At 70.7% G+C, this 17,635-nt stretch carries 11 protein-coding genes; 7 read left to right on the top strand and 4 right to left on the bottom strand.

The features are described from left to right. Positions 1–51: 51 nt before the first annotated feature. A complete protein-coding gene (locus tag MRBLWS13_RS10170) occupies positions 52–723 on the top strand; it encodes a rhamnogalacturonan acetylesterase (protein WP_349428927.1) in 672 nt (223 codons plus the stop codon). 23 nt (positions 724–746) lie between these two features. Here MRBLWS13_RS10170 and MRBLWS13_RS10165 read toward each other — a convergent pair whose 3' ends face one another. Further along, positions 747–1,754 carry a LacI family DNA-binding transcriptional regulator gene (locus tag MRBLWS13_RS10165; protein WP_349428926.1) on the bottom strand — a complete coding sequence of 336 codons (1,008 nt, stop codon included), beginning with the start codon at positions 1,752–1,754 and terminating at the stop codon, positions 747–749. Positions 1,755–2,086: 332 nt separating this feature from the next. Here MRBLWS13_RS10165 and MRBLWS13_RS10160 point away from each other — a divergent pair, with 332 nt between their 5' ends. The 3 genes from MRBLWS13_RS10160 to MRBLWS13_RS10150 are packed head-to-tail and all read left to right on the top strand — an operon-like array spanning position 2,087 to position 5,839. Then, positions 2,087–3,088 carry an ABC transporter permease subunit gene (locus MRBLWS13_RS10160; RefSeq protein ID WP_349428925.1) on the top strand — a complete coding sequence of 334 codons (1,002 nt, stop codon included), beginning with the start codon at positions 2,087–2,089 and terminating at the stop codon, positions 3,086–3,088. Between the two features lie 10 nt (positions 3,089–3,098). Then, positions 3,099–4,055, top strand: a complete 957-nt coding sequence (locus MRBLWS13_RS10155) for a carbohydrate ABC transporter permease (protein WP_349428924.1) — start codon at positions 3,099–3,101, stop codon at positions 4,053–4,055. 32 nt (positions 4,056–4,087) lie between these two features. Continuing rightward, positions 4,088–5,839, top strand: a complete 1,752-nt coding sequence (locus tag MRBLWS13_RS10150) for an ABC transporter substrate-binding protein (RefSeq protein ID WP_349428923.1) — start codon at positions 4,088–4,090, stop codon at positions 5,837–5,839. 383 nt (positions 5,840–6,222) lie between these two features. On the opposite strand, the gene MRBLWS13_RS10145 is transcribed toward MRBLWS13_RS10150, so the two are convergent. Genes MRBLWS13_RS10145 through MRBLWS13_RS10135 form a run of 3 tightly spaced genes read right to left on the bottom strand, consistent with a single transcriptional unit; the run spans position 6,223 to position 10,329 of the window. Then, positions 6,223–6,828, bottom strand: coding sequence for a YesL family protein (locus MRBLWS13_RS10145; protein ID WP_349428922.1), 606 nt, complete (start codon positions 6,826–6,828; stop codon positions 6,223–6,225). A 55-nt stretch (positions 6,829–6,883) separates the two neighbouring features. Continuing rightward, the gene (locus tag MRBLWS13_RS10140) at positions 6,884–7,873 is read right to left on the bottom strand and encodes a LacI family DNA-binding transcriptional regulator (RefSeq protein ID WP_349428921.1); all 990 of its coding nucleotides are present in this window, start codon (positions 7,871–7,873) and stop codon (positions 6,884–6,886) included. After that, positions 7,867–10,329 (bottom strand): glycoside hydrolase N-terminal domain-containing protein, encoded by a 2,463-nt coding sequence (locus tag MRBLWS13_RS10135; RefSeq protein WP_349429033.1) that lies wholly within the window; start codon positions 10,327–10,329, stop codon positions 7,867–7,869. The genes MRBLWS13_RS10140 and MRBLWS13_RS10135 overlap by 7 nt, the downstream gene beginning before the upstream one ends. Positions 10,330–10,452: 123 nt before the next feature. On the opposite strand from MRBLWS13_RS10135, the gene MRBLWS13_RS10130 reads away from it, so the two are divergent. The 3 genes from MRBLWS13_RS10130 to MRBLWS13_RS10120 are packed head-to-tail and all read left to right on the top strand — an operon-like array spanning position 10,453 to position 17,419. Then, positions 10,453–12,501, top strand: a complete 2,049-nt coding sequence (locus MRBLWS13_RS10130; protein ID WP_349428920.1) for a beta-galactosidase — start codon at positions 10,453–10,455, stop codon at positions 12,499–12,501. Next, positions 12,498–14,864, top strand: a complete 2,367-nt coding sequence (gene yicI, locus MRBLWS13_RS10125) for an alpha-xylosidase (protein ID WP_349428919.1) — start codon at positions 12,498–12,500, stop codon at positions 14,862–14,864. Before MRBLWS13_RS10130 ends, yicI begins: the two co-directional genes overlap by 4 nt. Further along, a complete protein-coding gene (locus MRBLWS13_RS10120; protein WP_349428918.1) occupies positions 14,861–17,419 on the top strand; it encodes a glycoside hydrolase family 3 C-terminal domain-containing protein in 2,559 nt (852 codons plus the stop codon). The genes yicI and MRBLWS13_RS10120 overlap by 4 nt, the downstream gene beginning before the upstream one ends. The last annotated feature ends 216 nt before the right edge of the window (positions 17,420–17,635 follow it).

Below are 17,635 nucleotides of genomic sequence, written 5' to 3'. Positions count from 1 at the left end.
ATGACATGGTATCGACGGATGCCGCGCCCCGGCGCCTGCGAAAGGCTGAACATGACGTACCACCTGGCCGGAGACTCGACGGTCGCCCCCGCGAAGCCCGACGAGCTGCCCATGACCGGGTGGGGCTCGTACATCGAACCCGTGGTCGAGGCGCCGGTGCGCAACCTCGCCTACGGCGGCGCGACGACTGAGTCGTTCCTTGCCGACGGAACCTGGGCCCGCCTGCTCGACGGCGTCGCCGCGGGTGACGTCGTCGTGATCCAGTTCGGGCACAACGACCAGAAGCTGCCCGAACTCGGCGCGCGCGGCGGGTACACCGTACGCCTGCGCGGCATGGTCGACGACGTCCGCGCACGGGGCGCGCGACCGGTGCTGTGCACCTCCGTCGAGCGGCGCTGGTTCGACGGCGACCAAGTGATCGCGACGCACGGCGACTATCCGAACGCCGTGCGTGATCTGGCGCACGAGCTCGACGTGCCGCTGATCGACCTTACGGCGTTCACGACGTGGCTCTACGAGGATCTCGGGCCGGAGGCGTCCGTCGCCCTGCTGTCGCATTTCGCGCCCGGTGAGCACCCCTTGTGGCCCGACGGGCTCGCCGACGACACCCACTTCCACGAGCGGGGCGCGCGGCGGATAGCCGCCTTCGTCGGGCGGTCGCTGCGGGCGATCGAGCGCCGCGACGGCGATCGGCCGGCCATGGGCTCTCAGCTGGTCAGCTGAGGCGGCAGGCAGCCGACATGGGGTCAGCCGCCGGTCGAGGCGCGGACGACGAGCTCCGGTTGAAAGACGACGTTCCCCAGATCCGCACCGGCGGTGCCCGCGATCCGGGCCAGCAGCATCTCGGCGGCCGTGTGCCCCATCTCGCGAGCCGGCTGGCGAACCGAGGTGAGCGGCACGCCGGCGATCGCCGCGAACTCTATGTCGTCGTAGCCGACGACGGCGACGTCGTCGGGCACCCGCGCGCCCTGCGAGATCAGGCCGTGGACGAGCCCGATGGCGAGGTGGTCGTTCGACGTCACGATCCCCTCGGGACGGTCGGCGGGCGAGCGTGCCGCGAGCTGCTCGCCGAAGGCGCGGCCGAGATCAGAGGTGGTGCGCGAGGTCCAGATGGGCTCGAGGGACGCGCCCTCGTACGCAGCGACGGCCAGGCGCGCGCCCTGCAGGCGCTCGCGCACCTGCCGCACCTCCTCGCGCGCCCCGACGAAGGCCAGGCGACGGCGACCGGTCGCGAGCAGGTGCTCGGCCGCGAGCCGGCCACCCGCGACGTCGTCGAACGACACCGAGGGCAGCTCGCCGGTGTCGTCGACCGCATCCACCAGCACGACGGGGATGCCGCGGCCGCGCAGCCGCTGCAGCCACGGCTCGAGGGGGCCGAACGGGCTGACCAGGGCGCCCTCGACCTGCACGCGCTCGAAGAGCTCGAGGTGATCGCGCTCCTTGGCGACGTCGTCGCTGGAGTTGCCGACGAGCACGCGGAGTCCCGCGGCGGACGCCGCGTCCTCGGCGCCGGCGACCATTTCGGCGAAGAACGGGTTCGCGATGTTGATGACGGTCATGCCGAGGAGGCCGGACCTGCCCGCGCGCAGCTGCTGCGCCGCCTGCAGCGGAACGTAGCCGAGCTGATCGGCGGCCGAGCGCACCCGGTCGACGAGGCGCTCGCTGACCATGTGCGGGCGGTTGAGCGCGTTCGAGACGGTGCTGATCGACACGCCGGCGCGTTCGGCGACATCACGGATGCCGACTCGCTTCATGTCGCTCGTTCCGTCCTGGTCTCCCGGCACCCGGCCGGGAACGGACGCCTCCGCGCGTCCGGTCCGACCATGGTAGGCGCTTTCCATGGTGCGGACGCCCCGCCGGACGGCTCCCGATCGTTACCTCGGCGTTACGGGAAGGCATTTGACGAATCCGGTCCTCCCGCCTACTCTTCAATCGAAGCGGTTCGAAATCGAAGCGGTTCGACACTGGAACCCGAAAGCCCGCCCTCGATGGAGCGGCAGCCACGTACACGAAGGAGTGACATGGAACGGCGTCATGCTCACCCGGCGGCAGTCTCGGCGGATGCCGCGCACCCGGGCACCGTCCGATGACCACGCAGGCTCAAGCGCAGACGGTCTTCCAGGAGGCCGCGGTCCACAACCTCGACAAGAATTCGAGGAAGGGTCGCGCACGGCGGCCGCGCCCCGCGGGCAGCCGCACCTCGTTCACGCTGTTCCTCTGCATCGTCCCGTTCCTGATCCTCGCGTTCCTGTTCTCCTACCTCCCGTTGTACGGCTGGATCTACTCGCTCTACGACTACAAGCCGGCCCTCGGCCTCGAGGGCAGCGAGTTCGTCGGGCTGCAGTGGTTCCAGATGCTCGTGAGCTCGCCGACGCAGATGGCCCAGATCGGCCAGGTGCTGATGAACACCCTGGCGATCAGCTTCCTGGGCATCGCGACATCCGTGCTGCCGCTGTTCTTCGCGATCCTCCTCAACGAGGTGAAGGCACCGTGGTTCCGCAACTCGGTGCAGACCCTCACCGCGCTCCCCAACTTCATCTCGTGGGTGCTCGTGTACATGATCGCCTTCTCGCTCTTCTCGAGCTCCGGCCTGGTCAACGACGTGCTCAACGACGCGGGACTCATCACGACGCCGATCAAGTTCCTCGACAGCGACCAGAACGTCTGGATCACCATGACGCTCTGGAGCATCTGGAAGGGACTCGGCTGGGGCGCGATCATCTACCTCGCCTCGATCGCGGGCATCGACCAGTCGCTCTACGAGTCGGCCCGCATCGACGGGGCCGGGCGCTTCCAACTGATGCGCTACATCACCGTGCCGCAGCTGATGCCGACGTACCTCGTGCTGCTGCTGCTGTCGATCGCCAACATCCTCAACAACGGCATGGAGCAGTACTACGTGTTCCAGAACGCGTTCAACAAGGAGTGGATCCAGGTGCTCGACCTGTACGTCTACAACATCGGCATGACGGGCAACAGCCTGTCGCTGGCCACCGCGATCGGCATGCTGAAGAGCCTCATCTCGGTCGCCCTTCTGCTCACCGTCAACGCGGTCTCCAAGCGTGTCCGCGGCGAATCGATCGTCTGAGGGCCGGGCAATGACCACGACGATGACGAGGACGCTCACCACCGCGAAGCGCGGCGACACCTCCGCCCGCTACCGGGCGACGGTCGGCGATGTGCTGTTCCGCATCGCGAACTATGCGCTGTTCCTGCTGTTCGCGATCATCTGCGCGTACCCCTTCTACTACCTGATCATCAACTCGGTCAGCGCCAACGACGTCTCCGCGCTCGGGGATGTGCGCCTGTGGCCGGTCGGGTTCCACCTCTCGAACTACACGCAGGTGTTCCAGCTGCCGGGCCTGCCGATGGCGACCGTGGTCAGCGTCGGCCGCACCGTGATCGGCACCGTGCTGACGGTGCTCGCCTCCGCGTTCCTCGGCTTCATGTTCACGCAGACCCGCATGTGGGGACGCAAGTTCTGGTACCGCTTCCTCATCATCACGATGTACTTCAGCGCGGGCCTGATCCCGGTGTTCATCATCATGAAGACGCTGGGACTCACCAACAACTTCTGGGTCTACGTGCTGCCGTTCGTGGTGCAGCCGTTCAACGTGATCCTCGCGAAGACCTACGTCGAGTCGATGCCGCGCGAGCTCCAGGAGGCCGCCGAGGTCGACGGCGCCAACATCCTGCAGGTCTTCTTCCGCGTCTACCTGCCGAATATGACGCCGATCCTCGCGACGATCGCGATCTTCAGCGCGGTCACGCAGTGGAACAGCTTCCAGGACACCCTGATCTACATCACCGATCAGAGCCTGTACACGCTGCAGTACCTGCTCTACATGTTCATCAACCAGGCGTCGAGTCTGGCGCAGGCCGCGCAGAACGCGGGCGGCAATCTCGGCCAGATAGCCGGGGTGGCGACCCAGCAGACGCCGACCTCGATACGCATGACCGTCTCGGTGCTGGTCGTGCTGCCCATCATCTTCATCTATCCCCTGTTCCAGCGCTTCTTCGTGAAGGGCATCATGCTGGGCGCCGTCAAGGGTTGACGGCGGCCACGCACCACCAAGAAAGGAAAGCAATGAAGCTTCGAAAGAAGGTGTCCCTGGCGCTCGTGGCGCTGCTCGCCGCGGGATCGCTGGCCTCCTGCAGCGCAGGCGGCGGCGACGATCAAGGTGCGATCGACCAGTTCCCCGAGGCGTGGGACGAGGAGATCACGATCGACGTGTTCGACGGTCTCGCGAACTACATGGGCGTCCAGCAGGGCTGGTTCGCCAAGATCGTCAAGGACAAGTTCAACATGAAGTTGAACATCATCGCCCCGAATGTCGCGGGCGGCGGCGACACCCTGTACAACACGCGCGTGGCCGCCGGTGACCTCGGCGACCTCATCATCACCGACAAGGGCGAGAAGCTCGACGAGCTCATCGAGGGCGGTCTGGTGCAGGACTCGTCGAACTACTACCCGGCGATGGACAATGCCGCCGAGTTCGACGCGGCCGTCGAGAAGCTCAACGACGGCAAGGACGGCATCTACGGCTTCCCGTCCGCGGTCTCCTCCCTCAAGCCCACCGAGCCGTCCGAGGGTCTGAACCCGACCTTCGGCCCGTACGTGCGGTGGGACTACTACAAGGAGCTCGGCTACCCCGAGATCGGCACGCTCGAGGACCTGCTCCCGGTGCTCGCCGACATGCAGGCGGCCCACCCCGCCGCCGACAACGGCCAGCCCACCTACGCCTTCTCGCTGTTCAAGGACTGGGACGGCAACATGATGGTGACCGCCAAGCAGCCGGCGTGCTTCTACGGCTACGACGAGATCGGGTTCGTGCTGTCCAAGGCCGATGGCTCGGACTACCAGAGCATCCTCGACCCCGACGGCGAGTACATCCGTAACCTGAAGCTGTATTTCGACGCCAACCAGCTGGGCCTGGTCGACCCGGAGTCGACCACGCAGAACTACGACACGCTGTTCTCGAAGTTCCAGAACGGCCAGGTGCTGTTCTCGTGGTGGCCCTGGCTCGGGCAGTCGGCCTTCAACACCGAAGAGAACATGGCCGCCGGCAAGGGCTTCCAGATGGCGCCCCTGCAGGACCAGAACATCTTCTCGTACGGCGCCGAGGCGTACGGCGGCAAGCAGGTCTTCGCGATCGGCTCGAAGGCCGACGACCCGGAGCGCATCGCCGCGTTCGTCGACTGGCTGTACTCCGCCGAGGGCGCGTACGCCAACAGCAGCCAGACCGGAGCCTCGGCCGGCCCGCAGGGCCTCACATGGGAGGTCAACGACGCCGGTGAGCCGGAGCTCACCGACTTCGGCAACGAGGTGTTCCTGCAGGGCGGCGCGACCGTTCCCGAGGAATGGGGCGGCGGCGAGTACGCCGACGGCGTGTCCGCGCTGAACCTGAGCGCGGTCCTCCCGATCGACACCGACGCCGAGACCGGCCTGCCGTACAACTACACGTTCTGGCCGACCTACCAGGCCTCGATCGCCAACCCGCTGACCGAGGACTGGTCGGCGAAGATGGGCGACGCGACCTCGACCATGGAGTACCTGCAGGCGAACGACCAGGTGCTCGTGGCCCCGGGCGCGAGCTACGCGGCTCCCGCCGACGACTCCGAGATCGAGACGCTGCGCAATCAGGTCAAGGAGATCATCAAGCAGTACTCGTGGCAGATGGTCTTCGCCGAGAGCGAGGCGCAGTTCGAGTCGCTGCGCGACGAGCTCATCGAGACAGCGAACGGCCTCGGCTACGAGCAGGTGCTCGAGTTCGACATGGACAACGCGAAGTCGCAGAACGACGCGCGCGTCGCCGTGGCGGAGGAGTTCGCCGGCTGACACCCGCATGACGCGAAGGGCCCGGGATGCTGCATCCCGGGCCCTTCGTTCTTGCCCGGGTGACGGCATTCGCGTCGGTCTTCGCCGTCGCCAGACATTCCCCGTGGGGGCCGCTGAACTTCCGGTTCACACAACAGACAACCCTTGGGGCCAACGGCGCACCTGTGTGAGTCGGACGTTGATGCGGGTGTGTGAACCGGACGTTGATGCGGCTGTGTGAACCGGAAGTTCATCGGGGGTGTGTGAACCGGAAGTTCAATGGGGTTTTCGACAGTGTGCTGCCTGCCCGCGTCGCGCGCGCGGGCGCAAGTCCCCGCCGCCGAACGCCGCCCCGAAACACTCGATCGGCGCGGCACGCGCGGCAGGCGGCGCCGCGAACCGGATCAGGCGTCGTGGCGGGTGAAGACGCTGCGGAAGAGGAAGGCGGTCGCGTAGGCGCCGACGGAGAAGCCGATCGTGCCGACCAGGATCGCCGCCGGCGGGAACAGGATCATGAGCGCGACGGCGGTGACGGGGATCACCAGCACGCCCAGCGTGCGGACGGGCTCGGCGGCGGGCAGCAGAAGGGCGTTCTTGAGCGTCTGGCGCACGGTGTTGCGGAAGTACGCCACCTGGGCCATCGCATACAGGAACGCCGCGAAGAGGTACGCGCTGCCGATGACCGCGGCGATGCCGGCCGCGCCGGCCAGCAGCGCGGGGTGCGCGAACCAGAACACGCTCGAGAAGCCGAGCAGCGCGGCCGGGAGCAGCAGGCAGAGCATCAGGACCGTCGCGCGGCCGAAGCTGGCGCGGAACGCGGGGAAGAAGTCCTTGAGGGGGCGCCCGCTCTCGTCGTCGGAGTAGCGCAGGGTCACCTCGTACAGCGCGCTGGTGGCGGCGCCGATCGTCACGACCGGCAGGCACAGCACGATGTACAGGAGGTTGAGCCCGACGAAGGTCAGGAACGTCGAGAAGCCGCCGAGGGTGCGACTGTCGGGGTCGATCCGCATCAGCGGGTCACCCGCTGAACGGCGTCGGGCGGGGAGGCATGCGCGCAGGTCACCGTCATGTCGCCGCGGGCACTCCGGTCAGGGCCGGCGGCAGCAGCCGCACGGCCGGCTTCGCGCCGTTCGCGAGGATCTCGCAGATCATGTCTGTCGCGGCCGCGCCGATCGCCTCGGCCGGCACGGCGATGCTGTCGGCGAGGCCCGACACCGAGCGGGCGACGTCGTCGGGGCACAGCGCGACGACGGCGAGGTCGTAGCCGCGCGCATGACCGCGCTGGGCGATCGTCGTGGCCACATGCGGAAGCGCGCCCTCGTTGTGCACGAAGAAGCCCGTGATGTCGGGGTTCTCGGTCATCACCGCGTCGACGGTCGCGACCGACTCGGCGCTGCTCGGGCACGCGTGCACGGTGCCGGTCACGCCGTTCGCCTCGCAGGCCGCAAGGAAGCCCCGCGCCAGGCGGTCGGCGTAGGAGGTGTGGCGCGACATGACCTCGGGAGGCGAGCCGATGAGGGCGAGGCGCCGGTGGCCGAGCGCGACGAGGCGATCCACGGCCAGCCAGCCCGCGGCCTCGAAGTCGAAGTCGACGCAGGGGATCGCCCGCCTCCCCTCGGGCAGGCCGATCAGGACGCTCGGATGCCCGAGGCCCGACAGCGTGTCGATGCGCGGGTCGTCGGACTCGACATCCATCACCAGCAGGGCGTCGACCATCGATCCCTTGGCGGCTCGCTGCAGCGCCTTGGCGTCGTCGCTGGCGAGCAGCAGGATGTCGTAGCCGTGCTTGCGCGCCTGCGTGACGACGCCGGTGACGATCTGCATCACGACGTGCACGTTGACGCCCGTGCGCAGCGGAGCCTGGAGTCCGATGACGTTGGTCGACCGCGACGCCAGTGACCGCGCGCCCGCGTGCGGGCTGAAGCCGAGGTTGTCGATGGCCTTCTCGACGCGGTCGCGCGTCTCCTGCGAGATGGCCCGCTTGCCGCTCATGACGTACGAGACCGTCGAGATCGACACGCCCGCCGCCTGTGCGACGTCCGCGATCGTCACCATGAGGTTCCCCGTTCTCCTGCTTCGATCACCCGCGTGGTTCCGGGGGCGAGCTCGTACGTGCCGATCGATCCGTCGGGCCCGTGCACCATCATTGTCGCCGCTCGCGCGCCTGCCCGAAGTCGTGCCCGCACGAGGCGTCCGCCTGCCCATTCGACATCGACCGAGACGTCACCACGGGAACGGATGCCGCGCACGGCGCCGTCGGGCCACTGTTGCGGCAGCGCGGGTAGCAGCCGCAGCCGCACGCGCGCGGGGTCGTTCGACTCCGCCGCCGGTCGTGGCAGGGACTCGCCGTGTTCGGCCGGCTCGTCGAAGGACTGCACGAGGGCCTCCGCGATGGCCGCGGTCACGCCCAGGTTGCCGTCGATCTGGTACGGCGGGTGGGCGCTGAACAGGTTCGGGTAGAGGCCGCCGCGGTGCTCGTCGGAGCCCTCGTCGGCGGGTCGGAGCGCCAGCCGCAGCTGAGCGTGCACCGCCTCGCCGTCGCCGAGGCGCGCCTGCATGCCTGCCCGCCACGCGAGTGCCCAACCCGTCGACTCCGGACCGCGCAGCCGGATCGACTCGGATGCCGCGCGGGCGAGCTCCGGCGTCGCCTCGGGCGTGATCTGCGCGAGCGGGAACAGCCCGAGAAGGTGCGACAGATGCCGGTGCTCCGGCTCGGCCTCGGTGCGTTCGCAATCCCACTCGAGCAGGTCGCCCCGCGCCGAGACGCGCGGGTCGGGCAGCCTGCCGGTGCGCGCGGTGAGCTCCGCGACCCAGGGCTCGTCGAGGCCCAGCGTCGCGGCGCCGGCGCGGCAGACCGCGGCCAGTTCCCGCAGCAGCGCGACATCCATCGTGGCGGTGACAGCGACGCCGTGCTCGCGGCCGTCGGCGTCGAGGTAGTGGTTCTCGGGCGAGGTCGACGGACTCGTCCACGCGCGCTCGCCGTCGTCCTGGATCCACGACAGGGCGAAGGCCCCGGCCGACGCGAGCGCCGGCCAGGCCTCGTCGCGCAGGAACGCGCGGTCCCCTCCGAACGCGTAGTGCTCCCACAGGTGCAGTGCGAGCCACACGCCGCCGAGCGACCAGTTCGCCCACGCCGGGTCGCCGTGGCCCGCGCCCACCGGTGCCGCGTGGGCCCAGGCATCCGAGTTGTGATGGGCGACCCAGCCGTCCGCGCCGTACAGCTCCCGCGCGACGACCGGCCCCGTGGTCTCCGAGAGCCGCCGCGTGAACCGCAGCAGCGGCTCGTGGCATTCGGCGAGGCCGGTGGTCTCGGCCGGCCAGTACGCCATCTGCGTGTTGATGTTGAGCGTGTACGCGCTCGACCACGGCCCCGGGAGCTCGGCGTTCCAGAGACCCTGCAGCGTGATCGGGAGGCCGCCGGGCTGCGACGATGCGATGAGCAGGTACCGCCCGTAGTGGAACGCCAGCGCCGCCAGTGCGGCGTCGTCGCGCTCCTGGGCGCGGTACACGCGGTCGACGGTGTCGAGCGAGCCGGCGTCGGCGTCATCGGGAGCGGGCAGCTCGAGCGCGCACCGCTCGTAGAGGGCGCCGTGCGCCGCGACGTGCGCACCGAGGAGCGCCGTCGCTGTGCTGGTGACATCGGTGGCTACCGGGATGCCGGAGAGCAGCTCCTGCGCGCGCTGCCGTGCGTCGCGGTCATCGGCGGGGTCGCCGGGCAGCGAGGGCGCGGTCGCCGTCGCGACGGCGAACAGGTGGGTGGTCGCGGCAGCGCTGGTGAGGACCCCGTCGGCCACCTCGGCAGCGCCGAACGAGCGCACCACGACGGCGCCGTGGCGTCCGGTCCGCTCGTCGTACCGGACCGGTTCGGCGGGCTGCTCGTGGCCGGGAGCCACGTCGACCGGAAGCAGCCACTGGGTCACCAGGTCGCCGCCCACGTTCGCGGGAGCGGACTTCGCCCGCAGCAGCGAACCGACCTGGAGCCGCACGGAGATCGGCTCCTCAGCCGTGATCTCGTGCATGATCAGTCCGGTCACGAGGTCGGCCCACGTGCGGTGCGTCACGCCGTCGTAGGAGTGCGTCGCGACGCCGGTCGCGAGGTCCAGGCGCCGCTGGAAGGTCCCCGGGCCGGCGCCGACCGGTGGCCGCAGCACTTCGATGTCGATCCAGCCGAGCGGCAGGTAGGCCTGCACCCACGGCGTCTGCATCCGCTGCAGCAGCGCATCCGCCGCGTCGAGATCGTCCGCCTCGATCGCCCCGCGGACGGCCTCGAGCGCATCCGCCCCGCGCACGGTGACGCCCTCGAGCGGGTCGGCGCCGGCGTGACCCGACCACGCCGTGATGTCGTTCAGCCACAGCTTCTCGCCCCCGGCGAGGCCGGCGCACATGGCGCCGCGCAGGCCGTTGCCGACGGGGTACGCCTCGAGCCACCGGGAGGCCGGCGCGGACGCGCGAAGGGAGTGCAGGGCCTCGGAGCGGAGGCGCGTGGCCGCATCATCGCGGCGCGTGGACATCGTCACACCCTTAGTATATGGTCTCGGTGTTGAAGCGCTTCGAAAGATCGTCGCCCACTTCGGCATCCGCTCGTCGATCACCCCGTCCGCCGCACGAAACTCAGCGAAGAGGTTCTCCGCTCCATGGCCGCCACCCCGCACCCGCGCCGCATCGACGCGTTCGGTGAGCTCACCCGCGAACTCGGCATCTGCTTCGGCGGCGACTACAACCCCGAGCAGTGGCCCCGCGAGGTCTGGCACGAGGATGTCGAGCTGATGGTCCGCGCCGGCGTCAACCTCGTCACGGTGGGCGTCTTCAGCTGGGCGCGCCTCGAGCCGTCGCCGGGGGAGCGGGACTTCGCATGGCTCGACGAGGTGCTCGACCTGCTGCACGCGCACGGCATCGCCGTCGACCTCGCGACGCCGACCGCGTCGCCGCCGCCGTGGCTCGGCATCCTGCACCCCGAGACGCTGCCCGTGAACCCCGACGGCGTACGCCTCGCCGCCGGATCGCGCAACCAGTTCACGCCGGCCTCGCGCGTCTACCGCGCGCATGCTCTGTCGATCGCGACCGCGATGGCGGAGCGCTATGCGACCCACCCTGCGGTGCGCATGTGGCACGTCGGCAACGAGTTCGGCCAGATCGACTTCGGCGACGAGGCCGCACGCGAGTTCCGGCGGTGGCTGGCCGACCGCTACGGCACGATCGACGCGCTCAACGACGCCTGGGGCACGCTCGTCTGGGCGCAGCGCTACCGCGACTTCGACGAGATCGTGCCCCCGCGGCGCTTGCCCTATCTCGTCAACCCGGCGCAGTCGCTCGACTTCCGCCGCTACACGTCGTGGGCGCTGCAGCGCGTCTTCGGCGAACAGCGCGACGCGGTCCGCGACGCCGGTGCGTCGCAGCCGGTCACCACCAACTTCATGGGGTTCGAGCCGCTCACCGACCTGTGGGAGTGGGCGGGCGACGTCGACGTCGTCGCCGACGACCAGTACCCCGACCACGCCGCGGCGACCGCGTCGTCCGACATCGCACTCGTACAGGACCTCATGCGCTCGCTCGGCGACGGCCGCCCGTGGGTGCTCATGGAGCAGGCGGTGAGCGCGACCTCGTGGCGCCCGCACAACCTCCCGAAGAGCCGGGACCGCGCGCGCCTGGACTCGCTGCAGGCCGTCGCGCGCGGGGCCGACGCGATCTGCTTCTTCCAGTGGCGGCAGGCCCGGACGGGCGCCGAGCGCTTCCACTCCGCGCTGCTGCCGCACGCCGGAGCCGACACCGAGGTCTTCGCGGGCGCCTGTGCGCTGGGCACCGACCTGCAGCGGCTGCGGCCGGTGGTCGGCGGTCGGGTGGCGGCATCCGTCGCGCTCCTCTTCGACTGGCCCTCGCGCTGGGCGGCCGACGAGCCCGGGCGCCCGACCGAGCGGCTCGACACCCTCGAGCAGGTCCAGCGCTGGTACCGCGCGCTGTGGCGTCGCGGCATCGCGGTCGACCTCGTGCGCCCCGGCGCCGACCTCTCGACGTACCGCGTCGTGCTCGTGCCGCACACGTACATCGTCGAGACGGATGCCGCAGCCGCACTCCGCGCGGCGGTCGAAGGTGGCGCGAGCCTCGTGGTGGGCCCGTTCTCGGGGGTCGCCGACGTCAACGCCGGCATCCTCACCGGGCGTTCCCCGGTGCTGCTGCGCGACCTTCTCGGCGTCAGCGGCGAGGAGTGGGTGGGGCTGCCCGACGCGCCGACGCCGCTCGCGGTGGAGGCCGGCTGGACGACCGGCCCGGCGACGGCCGAGGCCACCGTCCTCGGGGAGCGGCTGCGCGCCGAAGGCGCCGACGTGCTCGCCCGCTTCGGCGATGGGCATCTCGCCGGAGCGCCGGCGATCACGCGCCACCGTGTCGGCGACGGCACCGCCTGGTACCTGGGCGCCGTCGCGTCGGACGATGCGCTCGCCGCCGTCCTCGACGACGCGCTCGGCGCCGCGGGCGTCACTGGCGTCGTGCCTGATCGCGTGCTGCCCGACGACGTCGAGGCCGTGCGGCGCGGCGACGCCCTCTTCCTTCTCAACCACGGTCAGGCGACGCGGCACCTCACGGTGCCCGGGCCGCACCGGGATCTCCTGTCGGACGCGGACGTCGACGGGCGGGCCACGCTCGCCCCCGGCGCCGCCATGGTGCTCATCGAAAGGCACGCAGAGTGAAGTTCACCGATGGCTACTGGCTCACCCGGCCAGGACTCGCGCCGCTGTATGCGGTCGAGGTCGACGACATCCGTCACGACGAGGCGGCCGGCACCATGACCGTGTACGCGCCGACGGCCGTGATCCGCGACCGCGGCGACACCCTCAATCGCGCGATGCTGACGATGACGCTCTCGGCCCCGGCGCCCGGCGTCGTCAAGGTGCGGGTCGAGCGGCACGCGGGTGCCGTGCACCGCGGCCCCGACTTCGAGGTGTTCGGCGAGGAGGGCTTCCGTCCCGAGATCGCGATCGACGACGAGGCCGGCATCCTCACGTCCGGCTCGTTGGCCGCGCGCGTCTCGCGGTCCGCAGGTCAGTGGCGCGTCGACTTCGAGAGCGACGGGCGCGTGCTGACCAGTTCGCTGCCGCGATCGATCGGGCACTTCACGGGCACCAGCGGCAAGAACGGCACGACCGGGACCCCCGGCACCGCGGGCACCGCCGCCGGCGGCACGCAGCCCACCTGGGTGCACCAGCAGCTGAGCATCGAACCGGGCGAGCGCGTCTACGGGCTCGGCGAGCGCTTCGGCGCGTTCGTGAAGAACGGCCAGGTCGTCGACACGTGGAACGCCGACGGCGGCACCTCGAGCGAGCAGTCCTACAAGAACGTGCCGTTCTACATCACGTCGCGCGGCTACGGCGTCTTCGTCGACAACCCCGCGAACGTCTCGTTCGAGGTCGGCAGCGAGGTCAACTCGCGCGTGCAGTTCTCGGTCGACGGCGAGTCGCTCGACTACTACGTCATCGCGGGACCCGAGCCGAAGGACGTGCTGCGCCGCTACACCGCACTCACCGGGCGCCCGGCGCGCGTGCCGGCGTGGTCGTTCGGGCTGTGGCTCACGACATCCTTCACCGCCAGCTATGACGAAGACACCGTGAGCGCCTTCGTCGACGGCATGGCCGAGCGCGACATCCCGCTGTCGGTCTTCCACTACGACTGCTTCTGGATGCGGGAGTACCAGTGGACCGACTTCGAGTGGGACGCCCGCGCCTTCCACGACCCGGTCGGCCAGATCGCCCGCATGCACGAGCGCGGCGTCCACGTGTCGGTGTGGATCAACCCCTACATCGCCCAGCGCTCGGCGCTGTTCCGCGAGGCGGCCGACAAGGACTACCTGCTGCGGCGCACCGATGGCAGCGTGTGGCAGTGGGACATGTGGCAGGCCGGCATGGGGCTCGTGGACTTCACGAACCCGGAGGCGGCCGACTGGTACGTCGCGAAGCTGCAGGGACTGCTCGACCAGGGCGTCGACGCGTTCAAGACCGACTTCGGCGAGCGGATCCCGGTCGAGGGCGTCGTGTGGCACGACGGGTCGGACCCGCACCGCATGCACAACTACTACGCGAAGCTCTACAACGAGGTCGTCTTCCGCGCGCTGGAGCGGCACCACGGCGTCGGGGACGCGGTCGTCTTCGCGCGCTCGGCGACCGCCGGCTCGCAGCAGTTCCCGGTGCACTGGGGCGGCGACAACGACTCGACCTTCCTCTCGATGGCAGAGTCCCTGCGCGGCGGGCTTTCGCTCGCCATGTCGGGCTTCGGCTACTGGAGCCACGACATCGGCGGGTTCGAGGGCACGCCCGACCCGGGCCTGTTCAAGCGGTGGCTCGCGTTCGGCCTGCTCTCGTCGCACTCCCGGCTGCACGGCTCGTCGTCGGTCCGCGTGCCGTGGGCCTTCGACGTGGAGGCCGTCGACATCGCCCGTGAGTTCACGAAGCTGAAGATGCGGCTCATGCCGTATCTGGCCGGTGCGGCCGAGCAGGCGCACTCCGACGGCACGCCGATGATGCGCCCGATGGTGCTGGAGTTCCCCGGCGACCGCTCCGGCTTCGACGCCGACACCCAGTACATGCTGGGCGAGTCGCTGCTCGTGGCCCCGGTGTTCACCGCCGACGGCGGCGTGGAGTACTACGTGCCAGAGGGACGATGGACCTCGCTCCTGGACGGCTCGGTCGTCGACGGCCGCCGGTGGGTGGCAGAGACCCACGGCTACGACTCGGTGCCGCTGCGCGTGCGCCCCGGCACCGTGCTGCCGTTCGGCGCCGACGACAGCCGCCCCGACTACGACTGGGCGGACGGCGTGACCCTGCGCTGCTTCGAGCTGCCCGACGGCTACGACGCCGTCACGTCGGTGCCCGGCCACGACGCCAAGGGGTCCATCGGCGCCGCCGGCGCCACCACGTTCCGCGTGCGCCGCGAAGGCGGGGCGATCATCGCCGCGTCGGACGACGCGCGCGCGCCGTGGGCGCTGCAGGTGGGAGACCGGATCGCACGGGCTGCCGCATCCGGAGAGATCCGCATCGAGATCGAGGAGGACGCACGATGAGCGAAACGGTGACTCCCGGGGAGCAGCCGCTGTTCCGGCAGGTCGACCAGCCGCTCGCGGCGCGTGCGCGCGACCTGCTCGACCGGCTGACGCCCGACGAGCGGCTCGCGATGCTGCACCAGGCGGCCCCCGCGATCGAGCGGCTCGGCGTCGCCGAGTGGCGCACCGGGTGCGAGGCGCTGCACGGCGCCGCATGGCTCGGCCGGGCGACGGTGTTCCCGCAGCCCGTCGGCCTCGCCGCGACGTGGGACACCGACCTCGTCGAGAAGGTGGGCGGGGTCGCCGCGATCGAGGTGCGCGCCAAGCGCGCCGAGAACCCGCTCGTGAGCCTCAACGTCTGGGCGCCGGTGGTCAACACGCTGCGCCACCCCGCGTGGGGGCGCAACGAGGAGGGCTACTCCGAAGACCCGCACGTCACCGCCGTGTTCGGCACGGCGTACTCTCGGGGCCTGCGCGGCGACCACCCGCGGGTCTGGCGCACGGTGCCCGCGCTCAAGCACTTCCTCGCCTACAACAACGAGACGGACCGCTCCACGACGTCGTCCGAGATGTCGCTGCGCACGCTCCACGAAGAGGAGCTGCCCGCCTTCCGCGGCGCGATCGAGGCCGGTGCTGCGGGCGGCGTCATGCTCGCCTATAACCAGGTCAACGGCATCCCGGCGCACACGCAGCCCGAACTCGTCGCCGAGGCGCGGTCGTGGACCGACGAATCGATCGCGGTCGTGTCGGATGCCGGCGCGCCCACGTTCCTCGTGACCACCCAGCGCGCCCAGCCCGACCACGTCCACGCCGCCGCGGCGCTGGTGCGCTCGGGGCTCGACTCGTTCACCGACAACGACGCCAACGCGGCGCCCACCATCGGCTACCTGCGCAAGGCGCTGGAGGACGGGCTCCTCACGACGGACGACATCGACCGGGCGGTGGTGCGCCTGCTCGAGCTGCGCATCCGCACCGGTGAGTTCGACGGCGCCGACGACCCGTATGCGGGCATCGGCGTCGAGGCGATCGACGCGCCGGAGGCGCGTGAGCTCGCCCGCGAAACGGTGGCGCGCTCCGTCGTCGTGCTGCGGAACGACGACGGAGTGCTGCCACTCTCGGATGCTTCGAGGGTCGCGGTCGTCGGACCGCTCGCCGACCTCGTGCTCACCGACTGGTACGCCGGCACCCCAACGTACTCGGTGGGCATCGGTGCCGCGGCCGCCGAGCGCTTCGGCGAGGCGGAGGTCGTGACCGGTGCCGACACGGTGGCGCTGCGCGCCGCATCGAACGGCCGCTACGTCGTCGCCGCCGCGGACGGCTCGTCCGTCGAGGCGTCGTCCGACGCCGCGGGCGACGACGCGCTGTTCGACATCACGGACTGGGGCGACGGCATCCTCACTCTCCGCTCCCACGCGAGCGGTCTGCTGCTCACCGGAGGCTCCTGGCCGATGCGCGCCGACGCCGCCCGGGTCGGCGGGTGGATCGTGCAGGAGAGCTTCCGCGCCCACGTGCACGCCGACGGCAGCTGGTCGCTGCTGCACCTCGGCTCGGGCCGCTGGATGCGGACCTTCCGCGACTCGGGGCTGCTCGCGGCCGAGGCGGTGACCCTCGACGACGCCGAGCGGTTCGGCGTGCGCGTCGTGCGGTCCGGCGCCTCCGCGGTCGCCGAGGCGGCCGCGCGAGCCGACGCCGTCATCGTCGCGGTGGGCAACGACCCGCACCTCGCGGGGCGCGAGACCGAGGACCGCCCGCACCTGCGACTGCCCGCCGCTGCCGCCGAGGTGTGGCGCGCGGCACGCGAGGCGAACCCGCGCGCGGTGCTCACGGTCGTGTCGAGCTACCCCTACGTGCTGGACGACGTGGATGCCGCAACCGTGGTGTGGTCGAGTCATGGCGGTCAGGAGCTCGGGCACGGCGTCATCGACGTGCTCTCGGGTGATCGCGAGCCGGCGGGCCGCCTGTCGCAGAGCTGGCCCGCCACCGAGGAGCAGGCGGGCGACCTGTTCGACTACGACACGCTGCGGCAGGGCGCGACCTACCGCCACCAGGCCGGCGAGCCCGCGTTCGCGTTCGGTCACGGCCTCACGTTCGCGCCGGTCGCGTACGAGTCCGTGACGCTGGCGGATGCCGCGACGAGCGGAGACTCCGACCGCGCGGGCCGCGTGGCGATTGCCGCTCCGGCGCCGACGCACCGTCACGCCGGCTTCGCGCCGCGCGGGGATGAGCCCGTCGTGCGGGCGGCGGTGCGGGTGCGCAACACCGGCGACCGCGACGCCGAGGAGCTCGTGCAGCTGTACGTGCTGCCCACCGGCGACTTCGCGATCGCGACCCCGCGCCGGGTGCTCGTCGCATATCGCCGCGTGCGCCTCGCGCCCGGCGAGGTCCGCGACGTCGAGCTCGAGTTCTCGCCCGGCAGGCTCGCGGTCTGGGATGACGACGTGCGCCTGCCGGGAGCGGTGGACGACTGGCTCCACGCCGGCGCGCTCCGGGTTCAGCCGGGTGCTTACGCCGTCGGGGCAGGCCCCTCCGCCTGGGACCTCCCCGTCCGCGCGGACCTCGAGGTCATCGCCTCCTGAAGCGGGCCCGTCCGTCCTCCCGGTCGTTGAGCGAGCGAGGGACGAGCGAGACGAAACGCGCCGCACCCGGCGCGGCAGTTCGGTTCGGCGCGTTTCGTCTCGGTCGCTGCGCTCCCTCGCTCAACGACCGGAATATACGACGCCACCCTCGGTCGCTGCGCTCCCTCGCTCAACGACCGGAACTCTGCTCCCGGTCGTTGAGCGAGCGAGGGACGA

The organism is Microbacterium sp. LWS13-1.2, assembly GCF_040144835.1.
In the GTDB taxonomy this organism is placed as follows: domain Bacteria; phylum Actinomycetota; class Actinomycetes; order Actinomycetales; family Microbacteriaceae; genus Microbacterium.
This window is presented reverse-complemented; position numbering and strand designations above follow the sequence as displayed.